Origin of the sequence: Curtobacterium sp. PhB142 (assembly GCF_004341255.1) — a bacterium.
Lineage (GTDB): Bacteria > Actinomycetota > Actinomycetes > Actinomycetales > Microbacteriaceae > Curtobacterium.
Window position 1 is genome coordinate 272954 of record NZ_SLUT01000001.1, and the last position, 22666, is coordinate 295619.

Sequence of the window (22666 nt, forward strand, 5' to 3'; positions counted from 1 at the left end):
ATGTCCTCCGACGACCGACCGGCCAGGCCCGGTCGCCCGAGGGCCGTCCCGAACGCCGACTCGGCGCTCAGTCCCCGCGACCAGATCCTCGACGCCGCCGCCGCCCTGTTCGTCGAGAACGGCATCAGCGCGACCTCGACCCGAGCCATCGCGGAGCGGGTCGGCATCCGCCAGGCGTCGCTGTACTACCACTTCGCCGGCAAGGACGACATGCTCGTCGAACTCCTGACGACCTCGGTCCGGCCGAGTCTCGAGGTGGTCCGCGGCCTCGAAGCCCGGGTGCCGTCGTCGGCATCGGCCGCCGGTGCCCTGGCCGCGCTCGTCCTGATCGACGTCGAGACCCTCGCCCGCACCCCGCACAACATCGGCACGCTCTACCTGCTGCCAGAAGTGCAGGGCGAGCGCTACGACGGGTTCCGGGCCGAGCGGATCGAGCTGCGAGACGCCTACGGGCGCCTCGGGTCGCTCGCCGCCGCCGCCGACGTCGATGCCTCGATTGATCCCGCCCGGCTCGGCGGGATCCTCATCCAGCTCGCCGAGACCGTCATCCAGCTCCGCCGCGTCGGCGGCGTCGAGGAGGCCGACCGCGACGCCATCGTCGCGACCTGCCTGCGGGCGTGCGGACTCGACACCGCTGCAGTCGCCGATGCCCGGCGCGAGGCCGAGTCGTTGCTCGCCGCCGTCACCGTCTGACCAGCTCTTCCGTTCGTCTCCGTCGCCCCATCTGGAGGTTCTGCCATGACCGCGCTCTCCCCCACCGCACACCGTCCGCTCGCCGACGCCCTGCTCCCCCGCACCGCGGTCGTGAGCACGGCACTCGTCCTCGGCGGCGCACTGCTCACTGCCGGCGCCGCACAGGTGTCCGTCCCGCTCTGGCCCGTCCCGATCACCGGGCAGACGCTCGCCGTCCTGCTGGTCGGTAGTGCCCTCGGTGCGCGCCGCGGTGCCCTGTCGATGCTCGTCTACGCGCTGCTCGGAGTCATCGGGCTGCCGGTCTTCGCGGGTGGCTCGGCCGGGGTCGGCGTGCTCGTCAGTCCCTCCGGCGGGTACATCGTCGGCTTCGTCGCCGCCGCTGCCCTCGTCGGGTGGATCGCCGAACGCTTCGGCGACCGTCCGCTGCGGAACTCGGTGCTGTCCTTCGTGCTCGGCACCGTCGTGACCTTCGCGGTCGGCATGGTCTGGCTCGCGGTGTCGCTCGGGCTCAACCTGCAGCAGACGCTCGAGTTCGGGCTGTACCCGTTCGTCCTCGGCGGTGCGGTGAAGGCGCTGCTCGGTGCCGGTGCCATCTCGCTCGGGTGGACGGCGGCGGTCCGGCGACGCGTGGCTGCGCGGGACGCGGGCCGCTGAGGCGCACTCGGCGGGCCATCGTGTTAGGTTGTGCACAACATGATTGCGCTCAACCGATGATCCGGTCCGCCGGTACGCTCCTCGCCCTGCACGGAGCAGGCACGTCGATGACGCGACCCCTGCCGGTCCGGGCGCACCGGATGCGGGAGCGCGGTTTCGTCCCCGGCCTCCCGCACGCAGTGCTGGTGCCCTTGCTGGAGATCGCAGCCGGCGCAACCCTCGCACGAAGCCGACGACGGTCGGCGACAGCGGTCGCAGCCGCTGCCGCAGCGACCGCACTCGGAGCAGTGCGCACCGGCATCGACCTCGAGGACCGCACCGTCACCGTCGGAACCGTCGCCGCCGCAGTACTGGCCGTCTCCGGCGCGACGGCAGTGGCCCGCGCGCATCGCGTCGGCCTCCTCGTGGGGACCGGTGCACTGGTCGTGTTCGAGCTCACCCGCCGGCGTCGCATCCGCAGCGTCGGTTGACGCACCGCTCCACCATCCCCTGTGAAAGGCACGTGCCCCTGATGACCTCCCGCCGCCGCACTTCCCGCTCGACCAAGCCCCGCACCGTCGTCCGCATCCTGCTGGGTGCCGCCATGACCTGGGCCGGCATCAGCCACCTCACCGTCGCACGCCAGGAGTTCCGGGCCCAGGTGCCGGAGTTCGTCCCCCTGGACCCGGACGTCACGGTCCTGGCCTCGGGCATCGCGGAGATCTCCCTCGGCGCCGCCCTCGTGCTGCTGGTGCGTCGGCAGGCCACCGTCGGGTGGGTCGCAGCGGTGTTCTTCACCGCGATCTTCCCGGGCAACATCGCCCAGTGGATGCACCACCGTGACGGCTTCGGCCTGGACACCGACACCAAGCGGTTCGTCCGGCTCCTGTTCCAGCCCGTGCTGATCGCCGTCGCGCTCTGGGCGACGAACGCACTCCGCAAGCGGCGCTGACGAGCGGGGCCGGACGTCGACGGGGCTGTCATGCCCGGTGATCTGCTCGATGCCCCGCGCAGGTCAGCGTCGATCCGGTCGCAGGAGATGGTGGTCCGTGATCGCCTGGTACCCGTGTCCGGCACGCAGGACTGCTGACTCGTCGAACGCGCGGGCCGTGATCAGCATCCCGATGGGCAGACCGTCGTGGTCGAGTCCGATCGGTACCGAGAGCCCAGGGAACCCCGCCATGCTGCCGATCGCCGTGTACCGCATGTTTCCCGCCGTCAACGAGGCGGGCCGTCCGTCGAGTTCGACGGACTCCGCGCCGTGCGGCAGCGCCGTGAACGGCAGGGTCGGGGTCACGAGGACGTCCACGTCGCGCATCGCCTCGAGCAGTCCGTCGCGGAACCACGCCCGGAAGCGTTGCGCCTGCACGTACTCGACACCCGAGTAGCGGAGTCCGATCTCAAGGTGCGTCCGGACGTCGTCGCCGTAGTCGTCCGGCCGGCTGCGCAGCAGGTCGAGGTGCATGGCGCTCGGCTCCACGGCGTCGACGACGAGTTGCGCGTCCACGAGCTCGTCCACGCCGGACACGTGGATCTCCGAGATCACGGCGCCTGATGCGGCCAGCGCGTCGAGCGCGTCCCGCACGGCGGCGGTAACGTCCGGCTGGTTCCCAACGAGCGCGTAGTCCGCGATCATGCCCACGCGCAGGCCGCGCAGGTGGGTGGCCGGGTCGTCGACCTGGAGGCCCGGCGCGGCCAGGCGGACCGGCTCACGCCGCGTGGTCCGGTCGCGCTGGTCCCACCAGGCGATCGCATCGTGCACGACGGCGGCGTCCGCCGCCGTCCGGGCGAGGGGACCGACGGTGTCCATGGTCCACGCGAGCGGGACGACGCCGGCGTTGCTGACCCGACCGATGGTGGGACGCAACCCACTGACACCGTTGACCGATGCGGGCAGCCGCACCGAGCCTCCCGTGTCCGTGCCGAGCGCCGCGACCACCATGCCGGCAGCGACCGCGATGCCGGACCCGCCGGAGGAGCCAGCGGGCACACGATCACGGTTCCACGGGTTCCGCGCACGGCCGGTGTGCGGGTTGTCCGTCGTGCCGCCCCAGGCGAGCTCGTGCATGTTCGTCCGGCCGATGAGCACCGCGCCGGCGGCGCGGAGGCGGGTGACGACGGTGGCGTCGCGCGCAGCGGGCACGTCGCCGAGGAGCAGGCTGCCGGCGCGGGTGTGCTGGCCTTGCACGTCGATGTTGTCCTTCACCGCGACCGGGAGACCGTGGAGCGGTCCGCGGTCGACACCTGCGGTGAGTTCGGCGTCCGCCCTCGCGGCTGCTGCACGGGCGCCCTCGAGGTCGACGTGGACGAACGCGGCGAGGTCTGCCTGCTCGTCGATGCTGGCGAGGCTCTGCTCGGTCAGGGTGACGGCCGAGGTCTGGCCGGAGCGGAGCATGCCGGCGAGTTCAGCGATCGGTCGGTACAGATCGGTCACGAGCGGGCTCCGTCGTCGACGTTGGTGTCCCCGGTCTGCTCCGACCGCTCGGTGTGCGAGTGGTCGAAGACGGCGACGGGGACGACTTCCGGTGGGACGTTCGCGGCGACGAACGCGGCGATGGAGCGGCCTCGCGCAACCCATTCGTCGGTCAGCGCCTGGCGGGCGGTGTCGTCCATGGGGATCCTCCGATGGGGAGCTGGCGGGGCCACCAGGTGGCGGCCCCGCCGAGCGTGGGATGGGTCAGTTCTTCGCGGGGTACTTCTTCTCGGCCTTGCCCGAGAACGTGGTGTCGACGTTCGTCTTGTACGACGTGGCATCGGCGGGGTACTTCTTCACGTTGTCGATGTCCGCCGCGAGCTGGAGGTTGTGGTCCCATGCCTCCTCGGTGACGGTCGCACCGTGCGGGTAGCCGTCTGCTTCGATCTCACGCTTGACCGCCGAGGCCACCGTGGACTTGTCGAGTTTCGGGAAGTACTTCTCGGCGACCTCGATCGTGCCGGCTTCGTCCGAGTAGATGTAGTTGTACGCCCGCTGGAAGGCGTTGACGACACCCTGCGTCGCCTCCGGGTTGGCCTTCACGTACTTCTGCGTCGAGGTGAGCGACGAGAACGCGAACGGGTTCCACTCGTCTCCGGCGGCGGGCCACGAGTAGACGACGTGCATGTCCTGCTGGTCGACGGCCTGGCTCACCGAGGGCTCCGGGACCACCGCGTAGTCGGCTTGACCAGACGCGACGGCGGCGAGTTCGTTGCCGAGCGAGACGTTGACGAGCTTGACGCCCGTGAGGTCGTAGGTGTCGATCATCTTCGTCATGAGTGCCCACGTCGAGTCAGGGGACGGGGAGACGACGACCTTCTTGCCGTTCAGGATCGTGGGGTCGTCCTGCGCGCTCGTGCCGTCCTTGCCGACGAGGAACTCCGCCGGGGCGTTCTGCACGCCGGCGACGATGACGCCTTCGCCGCCCTGCTCGTGGGACTTGGCGGAGAACACCGGGTCCTGGATGGAGAACCCGGCCGAGCCTCCGAGCACCGCGGCGAACGAGGCGTTGCCGGATCCGCCGGTGTCGATCTTGACGTTCACACCCTCGTCCTCGAAGTACCCCTTCTCCTCGGCGACGTAGAGCGGCAGGTACAGGAGGGTCTGGACGGCCTGGTTGATGGTGACGTCCTGGGTTCCGCCGTCGGCGGAGTCGGCGGCGTCGGAGCCGGAAGCGCATCCGGTGAGCACGAGGAGCGCGGCGGCTCCGGCCGCGGCGAGGGTGACGACGCGGGCGCGTCGGGGCAGGGGAGATCGCATGGGGGCACAGCCCTTTCGGTGGGAGGAGTGCAGGGAAGGACGGGTGAGGCGAGGATGGTGGTGTGATCCGCTGTGTGGGTCAGCGGTGGTCCCACCGGAGCAGGATGCGCTCCAGCAGGTCGATGAGGAGCCCGAAGACGAGGACCATCGCCATCACGACGACGACGCCAGCGAGGACCTGGTTCATGGCGAAGCTCGACGATCCGGTGACGATCATGTGTCCGACTCCTGCAGAGGACGAGATGAACTCCCCCACGACGGCGCCGATGATCGCGAAACCGACGTTGAGCTTGAGGCCGGCGATGACCCATGACATCGCACCGGGGACGATGGCCTTGGTGAACGCCTGGGTCTTGGAGCTCCCGAACGATCGCATGAGGTCGAGCAGGTCGGTGTCGACCTTCTGCGCCCCGCGGTACGCGTTCGTCAGCGAGACGATGACGCACGAGAACGCGACGATGACGACCTTCGACACCAGACCGGTGCCGAACCAGATGATCATCATCGGAGCGACGGCGAGCACGGGGATCGAACCGATCGCGGTGATGAACGGCGCGGACAGGTCGGCGACGAATCGCGAGTACCAGAGAAGGAGGCCGAGGAGGGACCCGCCGAGGGCTCCGATCACGAAGCCGATGAGCACCTCCTGCGCCGTGACCCCGAGGTCGGTCCACAGTTCGCCGGTCCCGATGTTCTGCGTGAGCACCGTGACGATCTGCCCGGGGCTCGAGAACAGGAACGTGCTGATCCAGCCGGCGGACGCGCCGATCTGCCAGGCCGCGAGGAACGCGACGACGATCGCGACCTGGATCGACACGAGGACGCTGCGTCGCCTCGACGACCGCGGTCGGGTGCGACGTTCGGGTGCGGTCCGGACCGCCCCGGTGGCTGCTTCTTCGATCTGGATGGCGGTCATGCTGCGCGCTCCGTCCGGGACCCGGTGCCGATGGAGCGCCAGATCGCCTCGTAGTAGTCGTTGAACGCCGGCGCGAGACGGCGCTCGTTGATGGCGTGGCTGTCGGTGCCGAGATCGATCTCGATCTCCTGCACGACCTGACCGGGGTGAGCCTTGAGGACGTAGACGCGGTCACTGAGGGTGACGGCCTCCTCGATGTCGTGGGTGACGAACACGACCGTCTTGCCCGCAGCCTTCACGGTGTCCATGAGTTCGCTCTCGAGCTGGATCTTGAGCGGGTAGTCGAGGGCCTTGTACGCCTCGTCCATCAGGATGATGTCGGGGTCGGTCACCATCGTCCGCATCAGCGCCGCGCGCTGGCGCATGCCGCCGGAGAGCTGACCGGGGTGGCTGTCCTCGCGACCGGACAGGTGGTACATGTCGAACAGCGCCGACGCCCGCTCCCGGGCTTCGCGCCGTGGGACGCCGTGCACCTCCAGGCCGAGGACCACGTTCTGCATGATCGTCCGCCACGGCATCAGCAGGTCCTTCTGCAGGACGTACCCGATCGAGCGGTTGGGGTTGCCGGTGGTGTCGGTCCCGTTGACGAGGACGCGGCCCTCGCTGGGCGCGAGCAGCCCGGTGATGATGTTGAAGAGGGTGGACTTGCCGCAGCCGGACGGGCCGACGAAGGAGACGAACTCGCCGGCCTTCGCGTGGAAGTCGATGCCGTCCAGGACGAGCGGGCCGTCGCCGTAGCGCTTCCCGATGCCCTGGACCTCGATCGCGTGGGACATGGTCATTCCGTTCCTGCCCCGTACGGCCCGACTGTCGCGGGCACGGGGACGTAGTCCTTGAGGAAGTGGTAGCCGATGTAGTCGATGCCGCGGGCACGGAGGATGGTGTCCTCGACGTCGACGGTGACGCACGCGATGCCCTCGGTCGGCCCGGTGTCGGCGCGGATGACGCCGTTCGGGTCGATGATCCGCGAGTGTCCGTGGTAGTTCAGGTTCCCCTGCGGGGTCACGACGTTCGACTCGACCATCCACGCCTGGTTCTCCAGCGCGCGGACGCGGCCGAAGAGCGTGTACTGGTCGACGCGGACGTCGTCCTCGGCCGCTCCGGCGGCATCGTCGTAGGCCCACGCGGTCGGCATGACGAGGATCTCCGCGCCCTGCAGCGCCAGGGCCCTGGTCGTCTCAGGGAAGCACTTGTCGTAGCAGATGAGCATGCCGATCCGGCCGATGCCCGTCTCGAACACGGGGAACCCCGTACCGGGGTGGTAGACGTGCTTCTCGTCCCCGGGCTGGTGCACCTTGCGGTACCGGCCGATGTACCCGTCAGGGCCGGCGAGGACGACGGTGTTGTAGAGCACGTCAGCGAACCGGTCGTCGCGCTCGGTCAGCCCGAACACGACGTGCAGGCTCTGCTCGACCGCAGCCTCGATCAACGCGCTCACCCGCGGACCGTTCGGCGCCGTCTCGGCGTTCTGCTGCTGGTAGCGGACGTTCTCGAAGTCCAGACTGAGCGTGTCCGTGAGGTAGCCCTGCAGGGCCTGCTCCGGGAACACCACCAGGTCGGCGCCGAGTTCGGCAGCATCCCGGATGCGGCCGAGCATCACGGTGAGGTTCGTGTCCGGGTCGTACACGACCGGCATCGACACGGTGGCGATGGTGGTGAGGGGCATGAGGAGAGCGTGATCGACGGCGGTTTCCACTCCGTCACGCCCTCGTTACGCCCCTGCTAAGCCACCACGCACCTGGCCGCGAATGCCTCCTGACCGGGACTTCCGCGCGCCGCCGAGGACGCAACGCCACGAAGTCCACGCGTCCTCGTGCCACGGCGACCGGCGTGTGCGACCCTGAGGTCCCATGCCGAAGTACCTCGAACGTCGCCACCACCGCGCCCGGCTGCTGCGCGACATGCTCCGCGACGAGCTCCTGCGCGGAGACGGCGGGGTCGCGACGCTCCCCTCCGAGGACGAACTGATCCGACGGCACCAGGTGGGCCGGAACGTCGTCCGGGAAGCACTCGACCTGCTCGTGTCGGAGCGGCTCATCCGACGCGTCCGCGGTCAAGGGACCGAACCGACGGCGCACGTCATCGTCCACCACCTCAACCAGCTCCGCGCGATCGGCGAACCGGGCCACAGCACCGTCGAGGGCAACGCGATCCACTACCGCAAACTCTCCTGGGAGCTCGTCCCCGCGCCACAGGTGGTCGCCGTGAACCTGCTCGTCCCGCTCGGGACACCCGTCATCCGGTGGGAGCGGGTCACGGCGTCGCGCGACCCCCTCGTCCTGTGGACCAGTTACTTCCGGAGCGACCTCGGGCTGCAAGAGCCCGGTGAGGAGACCCCCGGAGTGGACGCTGGAACGTGGGGGTTCCTGGAGGCGGCAGGCATCGAACTGGGTGAGGCGGCGGTGCGCACCGGCGCCGTGCCGGCGGATCCCGCCGTCGCGGAACTGCTGTCCACCGAGCGGTCCGCGCCCCTGCTGGTGCAGCACCGGCTCCTGACGGACGCAACCGGTCGACCGATCGAGTTCGCTGTCGGGTACTACCGCGGCGACCTCATCGTGATCAGCAACACCCTGCGCCGGCACCGCGACGCTGTCTGACAGCCCGGAAGGGGAAGCACCCCCCGGCCGGAGCCGGGGGTTCTCGTGGCGGTACCGGTGGGATTTGAACCCATCGCTCTGTGGGCGAACCCGCTCGGGCGAGACGCCGATCGCCGGATTTATGGGGAAGCGGCCGACCGCTCGGGCCAGTCAAAGCCGCTCCCGGACGGGTGGTGGTGCACCAAATTGCACCACAGCGATGACTGGGTATGCCCGCTACCGAGAGCATTGCGGACGCGGAGCGTCTGACCGCGATGGGCGTCCGGATAGCGCCCCCCGGATTCACTTGGTCGACGCAACACCTTCCTCCGAGGTGTTGCCCTTGTACTTGTCCCTGTCGTCTCCGCAAGCTGTCCGGTTCCTCGCGCTGGTTGCGGAGGGGCGAGGTCTCAAACCTTCCGCCCGAATCGCTGGCATCGGCAAGGAGACCGGGTACCGGTTCCTGCGCGAGCGGTACTTGCAGCTGCGCCGTTCCGGTTCGGACCCTGCAGCAGCGTTGACCGTCGTCGGTGTGACGAGCAGTCGCGTGGCCTCGTGGGAAGCGCGTCTGAACCTCGACGGCAGGCATCATCTGCGTGTCGAGCTGAGCGTCGAGGACCGGTTCTGGTCGGCGTTCAACGCAGGCGCATCCGTCGAAGCTGCCGCGGCCGGAGCCGGGCTGGGCCGCGCGACCGGCTACCGGCTTCTACGACGTCGATTCGACGAACTCCGGGAGGGAAGCTCCGCCGCATCTGTCGCCGGCACGCTTCGGCTGAGCGGGAAGCGCGCTGACTTGCTTGAACGGGAACGGCGGAGCAGACTCCGCCGCGACCAGATCGCCGCCGCGGCGGCGTTGCGGAAGGCGTTGGCAGCGTCGGCGCGCGTTGCTGAGCTGTCACTGACGACGACGCGGCGAGGGCGGAAGGCGCGCGACGTTGAGGACGAGTACTGGCAGCTGATGCGGCAGGGCATGAGCAACACCGACGCCTGCAGACTGCTTGGCATGTCTCGACGCTCCGGCACCCTGATTCGCCAACGAGCCGGCTACCGCATCCCGCCAGCGAGCCCTATCGAGCCGGCGTCGTCGGGACGTTACCTGGCACTGCGGGAACGACTCGAGATCGCCGACCTCCACCGCCTGGGACTCTCGATTCGCCAGATCAGCGTCCGTCTGGGCCGGCACCCCTCGACGATCAGCCGCGAGCTCCGACGGCACCGGACGGGAAGCGGGGACTACTTGCCGCATCTTGCTGACGATGACGCCAGGCGCCAACGCGCTCGTCCGAAACCGCACCGCCTCGTCGCCGATGTCGCGCTTCGGCGGCTGGTGCAGCGGAAGCTGAACCGGTTCTGGTCACCGGAAGAGATCAGCGGCTGGCTGCGAAAGACCTACCCCGCGGACCCTGCCATGCGCGTCTGTAGCGAGACCATCTACCGAGCCCCGCTCCTCCGAGAAGGTGCCGGCCTGCACAAGCGCTACACGGGCAAACTCCGCACCGGACGTCGAGTCCGACGCACCAGGTGGAACAACCCCATCGGTCGAGGATCCCGGATTCGGAACATGGCTAGCATCACCGAGCGCCCCGCGGAAGCTGCCGACAAGCAGACCGCGGGCCACTGGGAAGGTGACCTCATCGTCGGTGTCGGCTCCGTGTCCGCGATGGCCACTCTCCGTGAACGCACCACCCACTACGGCATCGTCGTGAACCTCCCGAACGATCACACTGCGCGCAGCGTCAACTCCGCGATCACGGAAGCGTTCGCTGCGATCCCCAAGCACCTGAAACGGTCGCTGACCTGGGATCAGGGCGTCGAGATGGCTGCCCACGAACAACTCACTGCCACGACCGGCGTCCCCGTGTTCTTCGCCGACCGTTCCAGCCCCTGGCAGCGCGGCGCGAACGAGAACTTCAACGGGCTTCTCCGGCAGTACTTCCCTAAGGGCACGAACCTTGCCCTCCACAGCAGCAGCCACGTCACCGCGGTGATGAACGATCTCAACAACCGCCCGCGAAAGCGCCTCGACTACGACACTCCAACCGAACGATTCAACGCCGAGAAGCGCCGCATCACTGCCATCCAGCTACCCTGAAACCAGCCCTAAATCGACCATCTGTTGCGTCGACCATCAGAATCCGCCGCCCCTCCACCGCGAATGTGTTCGGACCAGCTATGTGAGACTGGTGGTGGAAGCTCGGTACGACCGCTACGGCCGGTGCGCCATGGGATCGACGACAGAACGCCCACCCGACAGAGGCCGGATGGCGTTCTAGACCTCTCCCGTCAGAAGCCGTATAGGTGCTGCCGCGCGTTGAAAGCTGCTGGGCCACCTTCGAGGATGTTCTCGGCAAGTCCGCGGATCGCTGCGTCATCGAGGGAGCCGATGCCGTCCGGGGAAGGACGGCCATGCGTACCATCGCTCTCGAGTGCGACGATGAGTTCGGCGTCCCCAAGCACGGGGACGTTTGCGTTGTGGGTGCTGGCGATGATCTGGCGCTTGCCCTTGAGTTCGCGGAGCTTTGTGACCACACCTTGGTAGACGAAGTTGTTGTCGAGGTCATCTTCTGGTTGGTCGATGATCAGGGGAGCATTGGATGCGGCAAGCAATAGGAGGAGCAGCGCGGTGGCGCGCTGGCCCTTTGACAGCTGGTCCATTGACCGAAGTCCCGTGTCGTTGACCTGCAGCAACACCTCGACGGCCAGCTCGATGCGCAGCTCGTCGAGTTCGCGGGCGAGCCGTTCGCCTGCGGCCGCGAGTGCAGCTGCTTGAGCGCCGCGGATGCCGAGGGCGTTCAGCGCCTCGGTCCCACCGCGGATTGCTGCTGCGAGGGTTCGCGGTGAGAAGGAATCGGCGTTGATCGCGGCCGAGATCTGTGTGCGCTGAGTGCTGATGTAGGGCTTTATGGTGTCAAGAACGTGGCTGCGTTCGGTCGTAGCGGTGGGGCGCGCGACGACAACCCCACTAGTGGCTGTATTCGCGGCGCCGATCGCGGCGTGAAGCCGCTCGGTTCGTTGCGTTTCATGGCCGCGGAGTTCGACAAGCAGGGTCTCGCGCGTTGACAGCAGGTTCTCGAGGTCCTTCTGCTGAGCGGTCCGGCGCGGTTCGATTGTCCGTAGCTTGTCGAGCTCTTCCTTGATCGCCACGAAGGTGTCGGGATCGAGGTTGCGCTCGTGCAGCTCCCGCATTACTTCGCCGTACGACGCCTTCTCATCTGCCGTGTCGGTCTCCCAAGCGAGACGGGCGGCTTCGATCTCGTCGCGAGACGCGGCCACAGCGGCTGTCATTTCCTCGAGCAGCTCCTCCATTTGACCCTGTAGCTGGGTGACTGCTTGCTCAACACGCGCCAGGTGCTGGCGTTGGGGCGCGTCTTCGACGTTCGCGAGGGGTGCGGCGAGATCCCGCAGCGCGTGCGATTGCACGAACACGCCCCGGGCGTCGTCTACTGCGCGGACTCGCCGGGTGCCTTCCGAAAAGACCGCTGCGTCTTGGCCGATTCGTTGCTGGCCCGCAAGCTTGGTCGGCACGTCAGTTGTCTCGTAGTGGGCCACCTGCTCGCTGAGCCCGGGTATGCGCCCCAGCTCAGCATCAAGAGCGTCGAGGGCATCTTCGGCGCGGATGAGATCTTCGCGGTTTGTTCGCAATGACTGCAGCGTGCGTCGCATGTCGGCGTCGTCGCCGAGTTCTCCGTTGAACCTGCGGACCAGCTCGGCGACGCGCTCAGTGCTGCCCGACAATTCAGCGAGCTCGTGCTGGCCGAAAATCTCGACCGGCCCCAGCACTTCGATGGGCGACAGGTTGGTGCGCGTTCCAGCAGCATCGAGGACAACGGGCGGGTGGGGGATCTCGCGCTCAATCGTGTACCGCTTCGGGACCGGACTGACCGCTTCGACCTCAACTCGGATGATCGTCCCTCCGTGGAGCACTGAGGAGACGATGCTCTTGTGGTCCGCCTTCACCTGAGGGGTGATTGGTTCAATCGCGAGGGCGTGTCGGATGCTTTCGATGATCGTGGACTTGCCGGCGCCGCGACCTCCAATGAGTGCGGTCAGGTCCTCAGCGATCGGCACAGTTACACCGCCCAGGTATCCACCAGTCCAGGAGACGCTCTTGATTCTCGTCCGAGGCTGGATCGATGGATCGGTCACCGAGATCCTGGTGGCGGGCGTCCGAACCGCCAGCTTGAGGCTGCGCAGCGTAGGAGCGCTGACCTTGAACCACGAGCTCGCCCCTTCGGCACGCAGCTGGCGTGGGCCCATGACGTCGTCGGCGTGAATGACGGCGAGGGGGTGCGGCCGCTTGAAAATCCCAGTTCCCTCGATCACCGCGATCTGATCACGAGCATCCTCCACGGACGGGGTGATGCCGATTGCGTGGAGGTCGGGCGCTTGAATCATGGCGGCAAGGGGTTGGCCCGAGCGAGTGGTGAGCAGTCCGGCGGGCCTCACGTTGACGTGAGCTGGGATGACGAGCGCGTCGTCTTCACTCATCTTCTGCATGATCTTCGCGTACGAGTCCCCAGTGGTCCCGTTCGGGCAGTTCGGCATCACTCCGCACCGACCGATCGAAGCGTTGATCGAGGAGAAATCGGTGTTTGCGTCGAAGATCACCAAAATATGGACACCCTCGGAGGAGTTGGCCTCGAAACCCGGGAGTGCAACGATGCCCTTCTCCTTCGCCGCAGCGACCAGCCCCGCGGCGGAGTCCACCCTCCAGTGGTCAGTAATCGCGATGAGCGAGATACCGAGCGAAGCACACTCCGCCAGGAGGGCTTCGTTGTAGTCGGCTTCGTTGTCGAAGAAGTTCGACGGAGCGTTACGCCCCTCGTAGGAGAAGGGGTTGACCTGGAGGGCGGCTCGGATCCAGTGGGCGCCGACGGGCGTGGTGATCGACTCTGACACAGAAGCTCCTGACTTGGGCAATGCTCAGGAACATACCGTGCATCACCGACAAAGAGGGACCGTGCGAATACGACCGGTTGACGATCGGGTACCGGCCCCCGTCTGCCTGACGATTCGCTAGCACCAGCTGTCAGGACTTGGTGAGCAGCCCGTCGAGAGCGGTTCCAACACAGCATGCGAAGTGACCGTAGTATGCGAACAAATCTCAATGAAGGAGTGCTGATCCATGCTTGTGGTACGACCTCAGACACAACCTGCCGAGCTAACGGGCGGGCTGGCTCGTCCCGCAAGAAGGGGCGGACGGCGACCCACACACGACAGGCACCGAAAACGTTGGTCGACGGTTACGGGAGGAATGGCCGGCGCAACGACGGTCGCTGCCTCTGCCGCTGCGTCACGTCCATCGTCCGATGACGGCGGCTGGTGGCGGGTGCGGGTGTGGTGGCAGCGCGCGACGGGCTGCTCGCGGAGGGCGATAGAAGCGTCGACGCCTGCCGGCCCTAGTTAGCTGCGTGTTCGGGAGCGTCACCGCTCCGAGCGAACCTTCCCGGTTCTGCACATTAGTTCATGATTGAGCCTCACATCTGACACGGGGAGGTGTTACGGTGTCGGATGAGGGGGTACACGCGGCTGGGGGAGCCGATTTTTAGCATCACTTGCGCACTGCGCCTTACTTCCCGGCTCGCCTCTCGTTCGCATCACGAACAGCTTCGGCGAGATGCCCTGCACTCGCCCTGGCTTTGGGTCAGACCGAAACGATAAGGCCGAGGTGCTATGCAGTCCACTGAAGAGATCATCCGCACAGAACATGCGCCTGCTGCAGATCTACGTATGCCACGATTGCTCATAGTCGGCACGGGCGATCTAGCCCAAAGGGTTTTGATCATGGCAACCCAGCTCGTGCCGGATGCATGCTTTGCCGTACTGGGCCGAAATAGCGATGCGGCAGTGCGCCTGGCAAATCTCGCAACGCTCGGCTCTGTGCAGTCCAACAGGTTCACTCGCGTGAGCGCACTTGTGTCGGACCTCGGCGACGTCGCGCAGTCTTCCGAGGTCATCGCGCACTTCAAGCCAGATGTAATTTTCAATACCGCGAGCATTCAACCCTGGTACAAGCTAAGCGAACTTGAAGCAGGGAAGAATGAACGCATATCCGCGGCCCACTTTGGGCCTTGGCTACCCATGCATCTTGCCCCAGCTTTACAATTGATGCGGGCAGTGCGCGACTCGGGTGTCAACAGCGTAGTCGTTAACGCTGCATTCCCGGATGCGGTCAATCCCGCTTTGAAGACGCGCGGGCTCTCGCCGACGTACGGAATCGGTAACGTGGCGAACTCCATCCCTGCTCTCACATTAGGCGCAGCAGACCTCACAGGGCTTCAACCCGCCGACATAACTGTCCGCATGCTGGCGTATCACTACGTCAGCCACAGGCTCTCCCGGAGCGGAAACACCGGAACCTCCCCTTACCACCTCGAGGTAACGGACAAAGCCGGTCAGACGATCAACACTCCGAGCTTCGACGCCGAGCTATTCGCACTGTGTCAGCGCGAATACCGACGGTTGGGGGGCCGGACGGGACAGGACATGACTGCCTTGTCCGCAATGTCTGTGCTCGGTGCCCTTCTCGGCGGACGACCGCGTCTAGTACATTCTCCTGGCTTCCTAGGGCTCCCAGGGGCATATCCCGTCGAGTTGTCACAGTGGTGCGGTCAACTCTCGCTTCCAACCGCTGTTTCCGCCGGTCAGGCTCGAGCGATCAACGAACTCAGTGGCCAGTCCGACGGCATCGACGGCATTTCGGACCAAGGGGTTATCTCGTTCACGGAAGAGAGTTCGGACGTTATGCGCGAAGAGCTCGGTTTCGACTGCCCACAATTCACGGTGGACGATGTAATTGAGGTAGCCGCCGAACTGAAGACCTTGTATGACGAGTACGCGGTCGAACGTGATTGACCGGCGACTCAGGCCGGAAGACGACAATGGAGGAAGGGCCGAATTCTGCGCCTTGATTGCGATAAGAGCAGGCGAGATGGTCGATGGCTTCGCGTCCCCCGCTAACGTCCGACACAAGAACAATACGACTGAGTTGGTCAGCGATCTCGATGTGCGGGTTCAGAAGTTCTTGGTGAATGAAATACGCCGGGCTTTTCCGGGTGACTCCATCATGGCGGAGGAACAGGGGTTCAACCTCCACGGCGGCCCCATCAAATGGTGCATCGACCCCCTCGACGGCACGAGCAACTACCTCGCCGGTAAAGAAGATTACGCGATTAGCGTCGGCGTATCTTCAGAAACCAGGGCTTTCGGGGCATCGATTCTGAAGCCTCGCACGGGCGAATACGCGCACCTGCTAAAAGGGAAGGTCTCATCCAAACTTCGAGCCCCTATCAAACGAAGAAACAGCGATCCGCCCCGTATCGCGGTCGGCGTCCCGTACGCACTAGACAGATCACGGCACGCGTACCAGCTCATTGGTACTCTGTCGAATTCCTTCGAGGTGGCCCGGAGCGGCTCGGCCGCTTGCGATCTGCTCCGCCTCGTGGCCGGCGACCTACATGTCTACATCTCTGCCGGCCTCCCGGTCTGGGATACCGCCGCCGGCCGGATCCTGGTGGACGCGCTCGACGGACGTGTCGAGCAATTTACCAGAGGCGCCGCGGCGCTCACAATGTTCAGTACACGATCGGACGCTTACGTCCTCGCTCGACCCATCTTGAGTGCTATGGAGAAGCTTTAGACGCCGTGCACTCGTGAACTCGCAGACCGTATTCGATTGAGGCAGGAGGCGCGGTCGGGAGGGCGCAATGAGCTCGGTGATGAATGTCCTGATCCGGACAATCCGGTTAGTCATCAAGATCGGTATACTTCCCGCTGCTCAGGTACAGTTGCGCCGCTCGACATCGGCGTTGGTCTTGATTCACTAGGGCCAGCTACGGCTGAACCTCGGGCTCAAACATTGCCCGCCACGGAGTGGTGGTAACGGTAGTGGTAGCTGCCGGCATCCGGCCAAGTTTCTTCACATCGACATGGACCAGGTCCCCGGGGTGCTTGTGCTCGTCACGGTTCGCGGTTGATTTCGTTGCCCGGATCAGCGCCCCGGTGGCCGGCTGCGATCGCGCCAACGGTGGGACCCGGCGCCGGTTCAGGCTCCGGATCCTCGTCCGAGCAGGCAATACGGAGTCGGCACGCAGCCGGGCGGGGCCGAAGCGAAGCGGGCTCCTGGCTTCCAAGACCGCGCGCTCTCGTCCCAGGTTGTCCTATAGGGCATCCGGTGCGATCGGCTCGACCTGTCTACCAACCCGGATACGCCTTCAGCGCGGAACCGGAGCACCATCGGTGCACACATTGACGTGAAACGCCGAGCTCTTCGCAACGTGCGCGACCGGCCAACCGTTATTGACGACGGGCAACGAGCAGTCCCCCTCCGTGCACGCTGAGACAGGCGTTAGCGTGCGCCACTGAGGCCTCCTTGCGGCGGCGAGGGAACTGATCGGCTCCACTCAGGCGAAGGTGCCTCGTCTCCTCACGCGACCCGCAGCGTCACAAATGTCACGGCCGAGTACATCTAGTGCAGTTGCTAGCCGCTTCGAGGTTCGCGCCTACAGAATACGCCCGCACTCCTGCCGGGTCCCGCGTTCCGGGGGCGCTTGAATGCCGCGACCGGCAGTCCCGATCAACGGCGTGGTGCGGGTCCGAGAAAACCCCGGACCGTTCTAACGCCGCTCTAACAGCGCAATGGCAAAAGAGCGCGCGGGGCAGTCACACGCGGGCCGCGTCCTTTTACGCACTATCGGTGGTCAGAAGCGGATCCTTAGTCGTCGTCGAGTCGTTCCGGTTCAACTGCACAGGCTTAGTTTGCTGGCCCGGTGCCCTTCAGAAGGCTAAAGGTCCTCTTGAATGATCGGTGCCACACGGCAGCTTCTGCCCTAAGATTTGTACGCGGTTGCAAAGAACCGCATCCGGTCCTCCCTTACACGATTTGCAACGCGGTTGACAAGCGAGATCTAAGCAACGAACCTTCCCAAGTTGATGCTCTGTTCGTTCAACTCGATGAAAAGCGCTAACTGGTCCGGGTCGTGCACGATTGAGCAGACAACTTCATCAAACTCTCGTGTCTCAAACCGCCACGGCAACTCTCGTTTCACTTCCGGAAACGTGCGTTCAAAGCGGAGCGGATGACTCTCAGTAACATCTATACAATTCAGTGAATCCAGCGTGCATAAGGCAATCTTGACGGCGGCCTCCTTCCGCGTCCATGTTCGCGCCATAGTCATTGGCGAGCCGCCAGCTCGGAGAAGCATACGTGTCTCTCGACCGGTTAACGACGGCTGCAACCACTGAAGAGTTTCGTTCGCGGGCCGAAAACGCGACAAAAGCTCTACATCTACACCTATGGGCCTTGGACTGACGGCAACCGCCACGCGACCGTGGCTGTGGCTCCAAGAGACGTTGCTGCCGAGAGCCCTTGGCTGGCCGTGCGGTCCCCCGCACTCCGCGCATCGTTGCGTAAGCGTCACCCAGCGGGGAGCCACTCCCGTAGCCTCGCCGATCAGGACGCGCGCGATCCTGCGACACCAGAAGGATTCGCGGCGGACGCGCTCAATGGGCGAGATTGCCTCGTAGCTCTGATTGGGGAGCCCCCCAGCGTCCTCTCCATTGAGATCGTCGGGCAGCGCCAAGGAGCGAATGTCCCCGCAAACGACGAATGATCTGTAATGCGCTCTCATCGTCTCCACCGGTGTCATTCGCACCATTCATCGAGAACATCGACGATGGTCCTGATGAACTCCACTGAAGCGAGTTCCTGAGCTTCGGACCCGAATCGAAAGGAGATACGGTCAGACCTAGTCGACTGTTCGATGACCAGCGTCGCGACGGCTTTCGACGGCCATGACTCATAGACCGCCCTTTGTTCATTCCCGAAGAGGACGCGCGTCGTCGACGACTCCATCTCAGGCGCCACCAACAGGTCGATGAGTGGGAGTTGACCACCACCACGAGGCTCTCGCACCATTTGCGCGATCTCTGACAGAGTCACGCGGGAGTGGAGGAGAATCTTTCCGAGTTGGTCATTCGCCCTCTGGATCAGTGAGTCGGGACGAGAGAGGTCGCCCACCAGACCGACAAGTGGCAAGGTATTGACGAAACAGCCGACAGCATTGCGGTATCGATCACCGTAGCGTCCGGAATCAATGACCCCAATCGTGAACGCTGAAGCGCTCCCATGCAGTTGCGCTCCTCGTGCGACCGCGGCGAGCAGTACTACGAAGACCGAGGTGCGAGTCCGCTTTGCGAGGGTCTCCACAGCACTGAGCTTGACCGCAGTCTGAACTCCTAGATTTTGCGACTTCTCCATCGACCGTCGTGGCGTGCTACTTTCCGCACGTTCCCAATCGACGGACTCTGTCCGCGCCTCGCCGCTTCGATGTTCACGAATGTATTCTCTCCAGAACTCGAAGTCGGCTTGACGCTGCGCGGAGCCAGCAGAATCAATCGTATCGACGACGTACTCCGAGAACTGCCCCGGTGGCGTCTCAGATTCGAGTCCGTCATAGGATGCCTCGAGTTGCGTCAGGAAGATGTCCAGTGACTGCGCATCGGCCACTATATGATGAAAAACGAACGTGATCAGGACACCATTGCCGCTCACTTCATACAGATGGCAGCGAATGGGCAATTCGCGATCGAGATCGAACGGCCGCGTCAACTCCGCGCGGAGTTCGTCGTCGGTCGGCATCGCGGCGCTACTCGATCGACTCGGTACGAAGCTCGATACTTCCGTAACGTTCCGAAGAAGCATTTGGCCGTCGAACGTATACTTTGTCCGCAGCGCGTCGTGCATTTGAATCAATCTCAGCATGCACTCCCCGAAACGATCAAAGTCGAGAGTCGCAACCCAAAAAACAGCCGGTATAGAATACGCGCCGGGCTCGTCGTGAAGTTGGTCGCCAAGCCACATCTCGAGTTCCGCCGTCGACGCTGGCGACGGCCCGACCTGAGTTGGTTTCGATGACGGTCGTTGCGCAGGGGGCCGTATGCTGGCGGTTAGATCACGGAATCTGGGCCGCGTGTAGACTTCCCGGGCATCGAGTTGGAGTTCGTACACGCTGGCAAGGCACGAACTGAGCGCGAAAGCCGCAATGGAATCGCCGCCAGACTCGAAAAAGTGGTCTGCGCCTGTTTCAGGTTTTTCCCCTAGCACCGCTTCCCACGCTGAAGCCAGTTCGGCTGCGAATCTCGGCTCATTCGCCAGGATAGTCGTTTCGGAGTTCTCCTTCTCCGACCACCTCGCGAGGGCTTCAAGATCCAGTTTCCCGTTCGCGTTGACCGGCAAATGGTCGAGAACTACAACAGTCTGGGGCATCGATGCTTGCGGAAGGTGACGGACAAGCAGTTCGCGAACGTCCAAAGAGGTCAGATGAGCGTCCCCCGAAACGTAGGCGCGAAGGGCCGAGGGGCTTCCCTCATTCGATACCGCAACCACTCGGGCGGCGGAGACACTGGGGTGACGCATGATGATCTGTTCAATGTTGCCGAGATCGATCCGGACACCGTTCACCTTCACCTCCGAGTCCGCCCGCCCGAGGAAATGAAACCCCTCTCCTTCGATGAACCGCACAATGTCCCCAGTCATGTACGCGCGTTGGCGCCGCTCGCCAGACTCGGAGAGAAACCGTTTCTCAGTCTCAGCCGGCATCCCGAGGTACCCATTTGCGACGCCCGCACCGAGGACTCGGAGTTCGCCCGGCACGCCCTGCGCGACAGGCCGACCTCGACGGTCGACTGCTACCAACCCCGTGTTGTCGATCGGAAGACCGAGCGGCACGACACGGGCTGGATGCTCCGTATCTGCCCGCGTGGCGAATGCGGCGACATCGACGGAGGTCTCGCTCGGCCCGTAAGTGTTGGTCACTTCAGCCTGCACGAGTCGCTTCGTCTCAGCGGAGTAGTCCTCCGGCAGGGCCTCGCCCGCCGAGGTCACGAGCCGGAGGGTCCGGCACAACTTGAAACCTGGCTCGTCGAGAAGCCGGCGAAGAAATGAGGGGACCACCTGAAGGACCGTCACTCGCGACTCGCTCAGCCACTGCGCGACGTAGTCTGGCACCTTTTCGCGACGAGCAGGGAGGACTGCTACTTCTCCCCCGACTCGCAGCGGCGCGATGAATTCCCAGAGAGCGGCATCGAATGACGGGTTTGTCTTGAATCCGACGACATCATGAGTTGTCAGGCCGTGGAAGCGCGTGGCCCAGTTCACGTGGTTCCGCAACCCCGCGGAAGGCACTGCAATCGCTTTCGGCGTGCCTGTCGTGCCCGATGTGAACACAACATAGGCAACATCGGTATCCCGTCCCGGTCCCCGCCGAGGTCCTGATTCGTGCAAAGCGCTAGAACGATGCTGAACTCGGCCGGCCAGGAACTCCTCGATTGTCCAAGCCGTGTAGGAGTGCGGGAAGCGCATGGAGGACTTCTCCACCAGACACAGGTCTGGGTCCAAACGATCTAATGCGTTCGAGTTTTTCTCTGCTGGTCCGTCCGGGTCAAGCAGACAGAATGTTATCGAAGATTCGATAGCCGCTAACACAATTGCTATGAGGTCCACGCTCCTGCCGCTACTAAGCGAGACGACAGCACCCCGTTCGAGGCCGGCCATCCGGAAGTGATGCCGGGCCTGATCGATTCGTCGGACTAGGTCCTTGTAGCGAACCGACAGCCCTTGATGACTGATTGCTATGCTGTCGGGCCGGAGGTCAGCGGCACTGCGGACGGCAGCTATCAGATTTTCTGAGCCGAGGTCTTCCAAACGTCCCCATTGAGTGGCCGCTCTCTCCTCGATCACAACGCTGTCTTCGATCGAGAGTTCGAGGTTATTCACGAGCGCGTCCGCAACGGTGCGGAGCAGCCGAAGGAACGTTTGTGCCTCGACGTCCCGAAGAGATGACTGTCGGAACGACAGCTGGAGCGTCGGAACATCCGAACCTGCAGTCTGTAGCACCTCAAGTCTCATCGGACACATCGGCTCGCTGTTGACCACCGCGACCGGAGCGCTGTCGCACCCCTTGAGCTTCAACAGCGGGGGTACCGAAGCATGGCTGAACATCGCGGTAAAGAGCGCGCCAGATTCGCCCCACTGACCCGGGAGGGCTCCGCGGCGCTCTTGAGCGACTAGGTGCGCATACGCGACGCGCTTGTACTCGGCGCCGGTTAAAAGCTCGGCACGGGTATGACGCAGGACGTCTTTGAGCAACGTGTCCGGTGTGAAAGTGAAGCGAGCAAGCAGCGTATTGACGTTGACCCCGTCAATCGGGTCATTGACTTCCCGGAGAGACACAGGGTATGCCACTGTGAAATCATCGACGCTGAGCATCTTGTGAATCGCGATCGCATACGCGGAAAACCAAAACATGAACGGCGATACCGCGGCTGAGTTGCACAGCTCGCGCATGTCCTGCCACCGTGCTTCTGTCGGTGACCACTCCAGAAACGATGAAGAAGGGTCGCTGAGCTCCGAGCCGAATCCGGCAAAGGACACTGTGGAGGCGCCCGCCAAGTGCTCTGTCCAGTAGATCAGGCCTTCCTCATCCTCCGCTGAACTACGTCGGTCAGGAGGTTCGGATGCAGCTGAGCGGGACGCACCATCCCCAAGGGGTGTCGATAGGGCTACGGGCTGCGTCTGAAGCGCACTGCCGGGAGGACCGACGGCCCCTGACCCAACAGCAGCGCGTTCGTCAACCGGTACAGCGTCTATGCGGTTGTACTCCGCAGACAGAAAGGCAAAGAATTGGCGTGCCGAATCAGCGTCACAAGCAATGTGGTGAATAGTGACCGAGAACACGTGATCCCCAGGACTGAGAGCGAACACCTTGGCCCGTATTGGCGGGGCCGACTCAAGGAGGAAGGGAGCCGACACCTCGGCACTGATCTCGAGGTTAACGTGTTCGATATCCTCACTGTCCGCCCATACAAACACAGGCGCGAGCCATGATCGATTCTCTTTCATGAGTGCGGTGCCCCGGAGCCCGTATACCGAAGTCAGCGCCGGGAAGGAAAGAAGGGCTCGACCGTAAGCTTCACGCAGACGTCCAGCATCGAACGACCCCAGAATGCGCCATGCATACGGGATGTTGTAGCCGGAGCCCCCGGTGGCCAATTTGTCAGCAGTCCAGATATTTTCTTCTTGTGGAGTCGCAAGTGTCCACATTTGGTGTTCTCCTT

General features: G+C 64.6%; 17 protein-coding genes and 1 pseudogene. 8 read left to right on the plus strand and 10 right to left on the minus strand.

The window, feature by feature from the left end; genetic code table 11:
* The 4 genes from EDF31_RS01325 to EDF31_RS01340 all read left to right on the plus strand — a co-directional run bounded on the left by EDF31_RS01325 (position 1) and on the right by EDF31_RS01340 (position 2278).
* Entirely contained in the window at positions 1-693 is a 693-nt protein-coding gene (locus tag EDF31_RS01325) for a TetR/AcrR family transcriptional regulator (RefSeq protein WP_131844905.1), read from the plus strand.
* A 45-nt stretch (positions 694-738) separates the two neighbouring features.
* Positions 739-1347 (plus strand): biotin transporter BioY, encoded by a 609-nt coding sequence (locus EDF31_RS01330; protein WP_131844906.1) that lies wholly within the window; start codon positions 739-741, stop codon positions 1345-1347.
* A 107-nt stretch (positions 1348-1454) separates the two neighbouring features.
* A complete protein-coding gene (locus EDF31_RS01335) occupies positions 1455-1817 on the plus strand; it encodes a hypothetical protein (protein ID WP_131844907.1) in 363 nt (120 codons plus the stop codon).
* 41 nt (positions 1818-1858) lie between these two features.
* Entirely contained in the window at positions 1859-2278 is a 420-nt protein-coding gene (locus EDF31_RS01340; protein WP_131844908.1) for a hypothetical protein, read from the plus strand.
* A 63-nt stretch (positions 2279-2341) separates the two neighbouring features.
* Here EDF31_RS01340 and EDF31_RS01345 read toward each other — a convergent pair whose 3' ends face one another.
* The 6 genes from EDF31_RS01345 to EDF31_RS01365 form a co-directional block, all read right to left on the minus strand.
* Positions 2342-3760, minus strand: a complete 1419-nt coding sequence (locus EDF31_RS01345) for an amidase (RefSeq protein ID WP_207896100.1) — start codon at positions 3758-3760, stop codon at positions 2342-2344.
* The gene (locus EDF31_RS20140) at positions 3757-3939 is read right to left on the minus strand and encodes a hypothetical protein (protein ID WP_207896098.1); all 183 of its coding nucleotides are present in this window, start codon (positions 3937-3939) and stop codon (positions 3757-3759) included. Before EDF31_RS20140 ends, EDF31_RS01345 begins: the two co-directional genes overlap by 4 nt.
* Before the next feature lie 64 nt (positions 3940-4003).
* Complete coding sequence (locus EDF31_RS01350; protein WP_131844910.1) at positions 4004-5059, minus strand: ABC transporter substrate-binding protein; 1056 nt, start codon at positions 5057-5059, stop codon at positions 4004-4006.
* A gap of 79 nt (positions 5060-5138) precedes the next feature.
* A complete protein-coding gene (locus EDF31_RS01355) occupies positions 5139-5975 on the minus strand; it encodes an ABC transporter permease (RefSeq protein ID WP_131844911.1) in 837 nt (278 codons plus the stop codon).
* Positions 5972-6757 (minus strand): ABC transporter ATP-binding protein, encoded by a 786-nt coding sequence (locus tag EDF31_RS01360; protein ID WP_207902144.1) that lies wholly within the window; start codon positions 6755-6757, stop codon positions 5972-5974. The genes EDF31_RS01355 and EDF31_RS01360 overlap by 4 nt, the downstream gene beginning before the upstream one ends.
* Positions 6754-7641 (minus strand): carbon-nitrogen hydrolase family protein, encoded by an 888-nt coding sequence (locus tag EDF31_RS01365; RefSeq protein ID WP_131844913.1) that lies wholly within the window; start codon positions 7639-7641, stop codon positions 6754-6756. Before EDF31_RS01365 ends, EDF31_RS01360 begins: the two co-directional genes overlap by 4 nt.
* Positions 7642-7825: 184 nt before the next feature.
* On the opposite strand from EDF31_RS01365, the gene EDF31_RS01370 reads away from it, so the two are divergent.
* A complete protein-coding gene (locus EDF31_RS01370; protein ID WP_131844914.1) occupies positions 7826-8572 on the plus strand; it encodes a GntR family transcriptional regulator in 747 nt (248 codons plus the stop codon).
* Between the two features lie 322 nt (positions 8573-8894).
* Positions 8895-10643: an IS30 family transposase gene (locus EDF31_RS01375; protein WP_131844915.1), complete on the plus strand. Its 1749-nt coding sequence runs from the start codon at positions 8895-8897 to the stop codon at positions 10641-10643.
* A 191-nt stretch (positions 10644-10834) separates the two neighbouring features.
* On the opposite strand, the gene EDF31_RS01380 is transcribed toward EDF31_RS01375, so the two are convergent.
* On the minus strand, positions 10835-13450 hold the full coding sequence (locus EDF31_RS01380) for a TrlF family AAA-like ATPase (protein WP_243649797.1): 2616 nt from the start codon (positions 13448-13450) through the stop codon (positions 10835-10837).
* 885 nt (positions 13451-14335) lie between these two features.
* Here EDF31_RS01380 and EDF31_RS01385 point away from each other — a divergent pair.
* Together EDF31_RS01385 and EDF31_RS01390 are read left to right on the plus strand one after the other, a co-directional pair.
* A complete protein-coding gene (locus tag EDF31_RS01385; RefSeq protein WP_131973734.1) occupies positions 14336-15406 on the plus strand; it encodes a hypothetical protein in 1071 nt (356 codons plus the stop codon).
* Positions 15399-16190: an inositol monophosphatase family protein gene (locus EDF31_RS01390; RefSeq protein ID WP_165901289.1), complete on the plus strand. Its 792-nt coding sequence runs from the start codon at positions 15399-15401 to the stop codon at positions 16188-16190. Before EDF31_RS01385 ends, EDF31_RS01390 begins: the two co-directional genes overlap by 8 nt.
* A gap of 259 nt (positions 16191-16449) precedes the next feature.
* Here the strand turns inward: EDF31_RS01390 and EDF31_RS20230 are convergent.
* From EDF31_RS20230 to EDF31_RS01405, 3 genes and pseudogenes are all read right to left on the minus strand, one after another.
* Positions 16450-16912 (minus strand): annotated as a pseudogene (locus EDF31_RS20230) (leucine zipper domain-containing protein); the annotation flags it as partial.
* Positions 16913-17457: 545 nt separating this feature from the next.
* On the minus strand, positions 17458-18207 hold the full coding sequence (locus EDF31_RS20455; RefSeq protein ID WP_131844919.1) for a 4'-phosphopantetheinyl transferase superfamily protein: 750 nt from the start codon (positions 18205-18207) through the stop codon (positions 17458-17460).
* The gene (locus EDF31_RS01405; RefSeq protein WP_131844920.1) at positions 18195-22652 is read right to left on the minus strand and encodes a non-ribosomal peptide synthetase; all 4458 of its coding nucleotides are present in this window, start codon (positions 22650-22652) and stop codon (positions 18195-18197) included. Before EDF31_RS01405 ends, EDF31_RS20455 begins: the two co-directional genes overlap by 13 nt.
* Between the last annotated feature and the right edge of the window lie 14 nt (positions 22653-22666).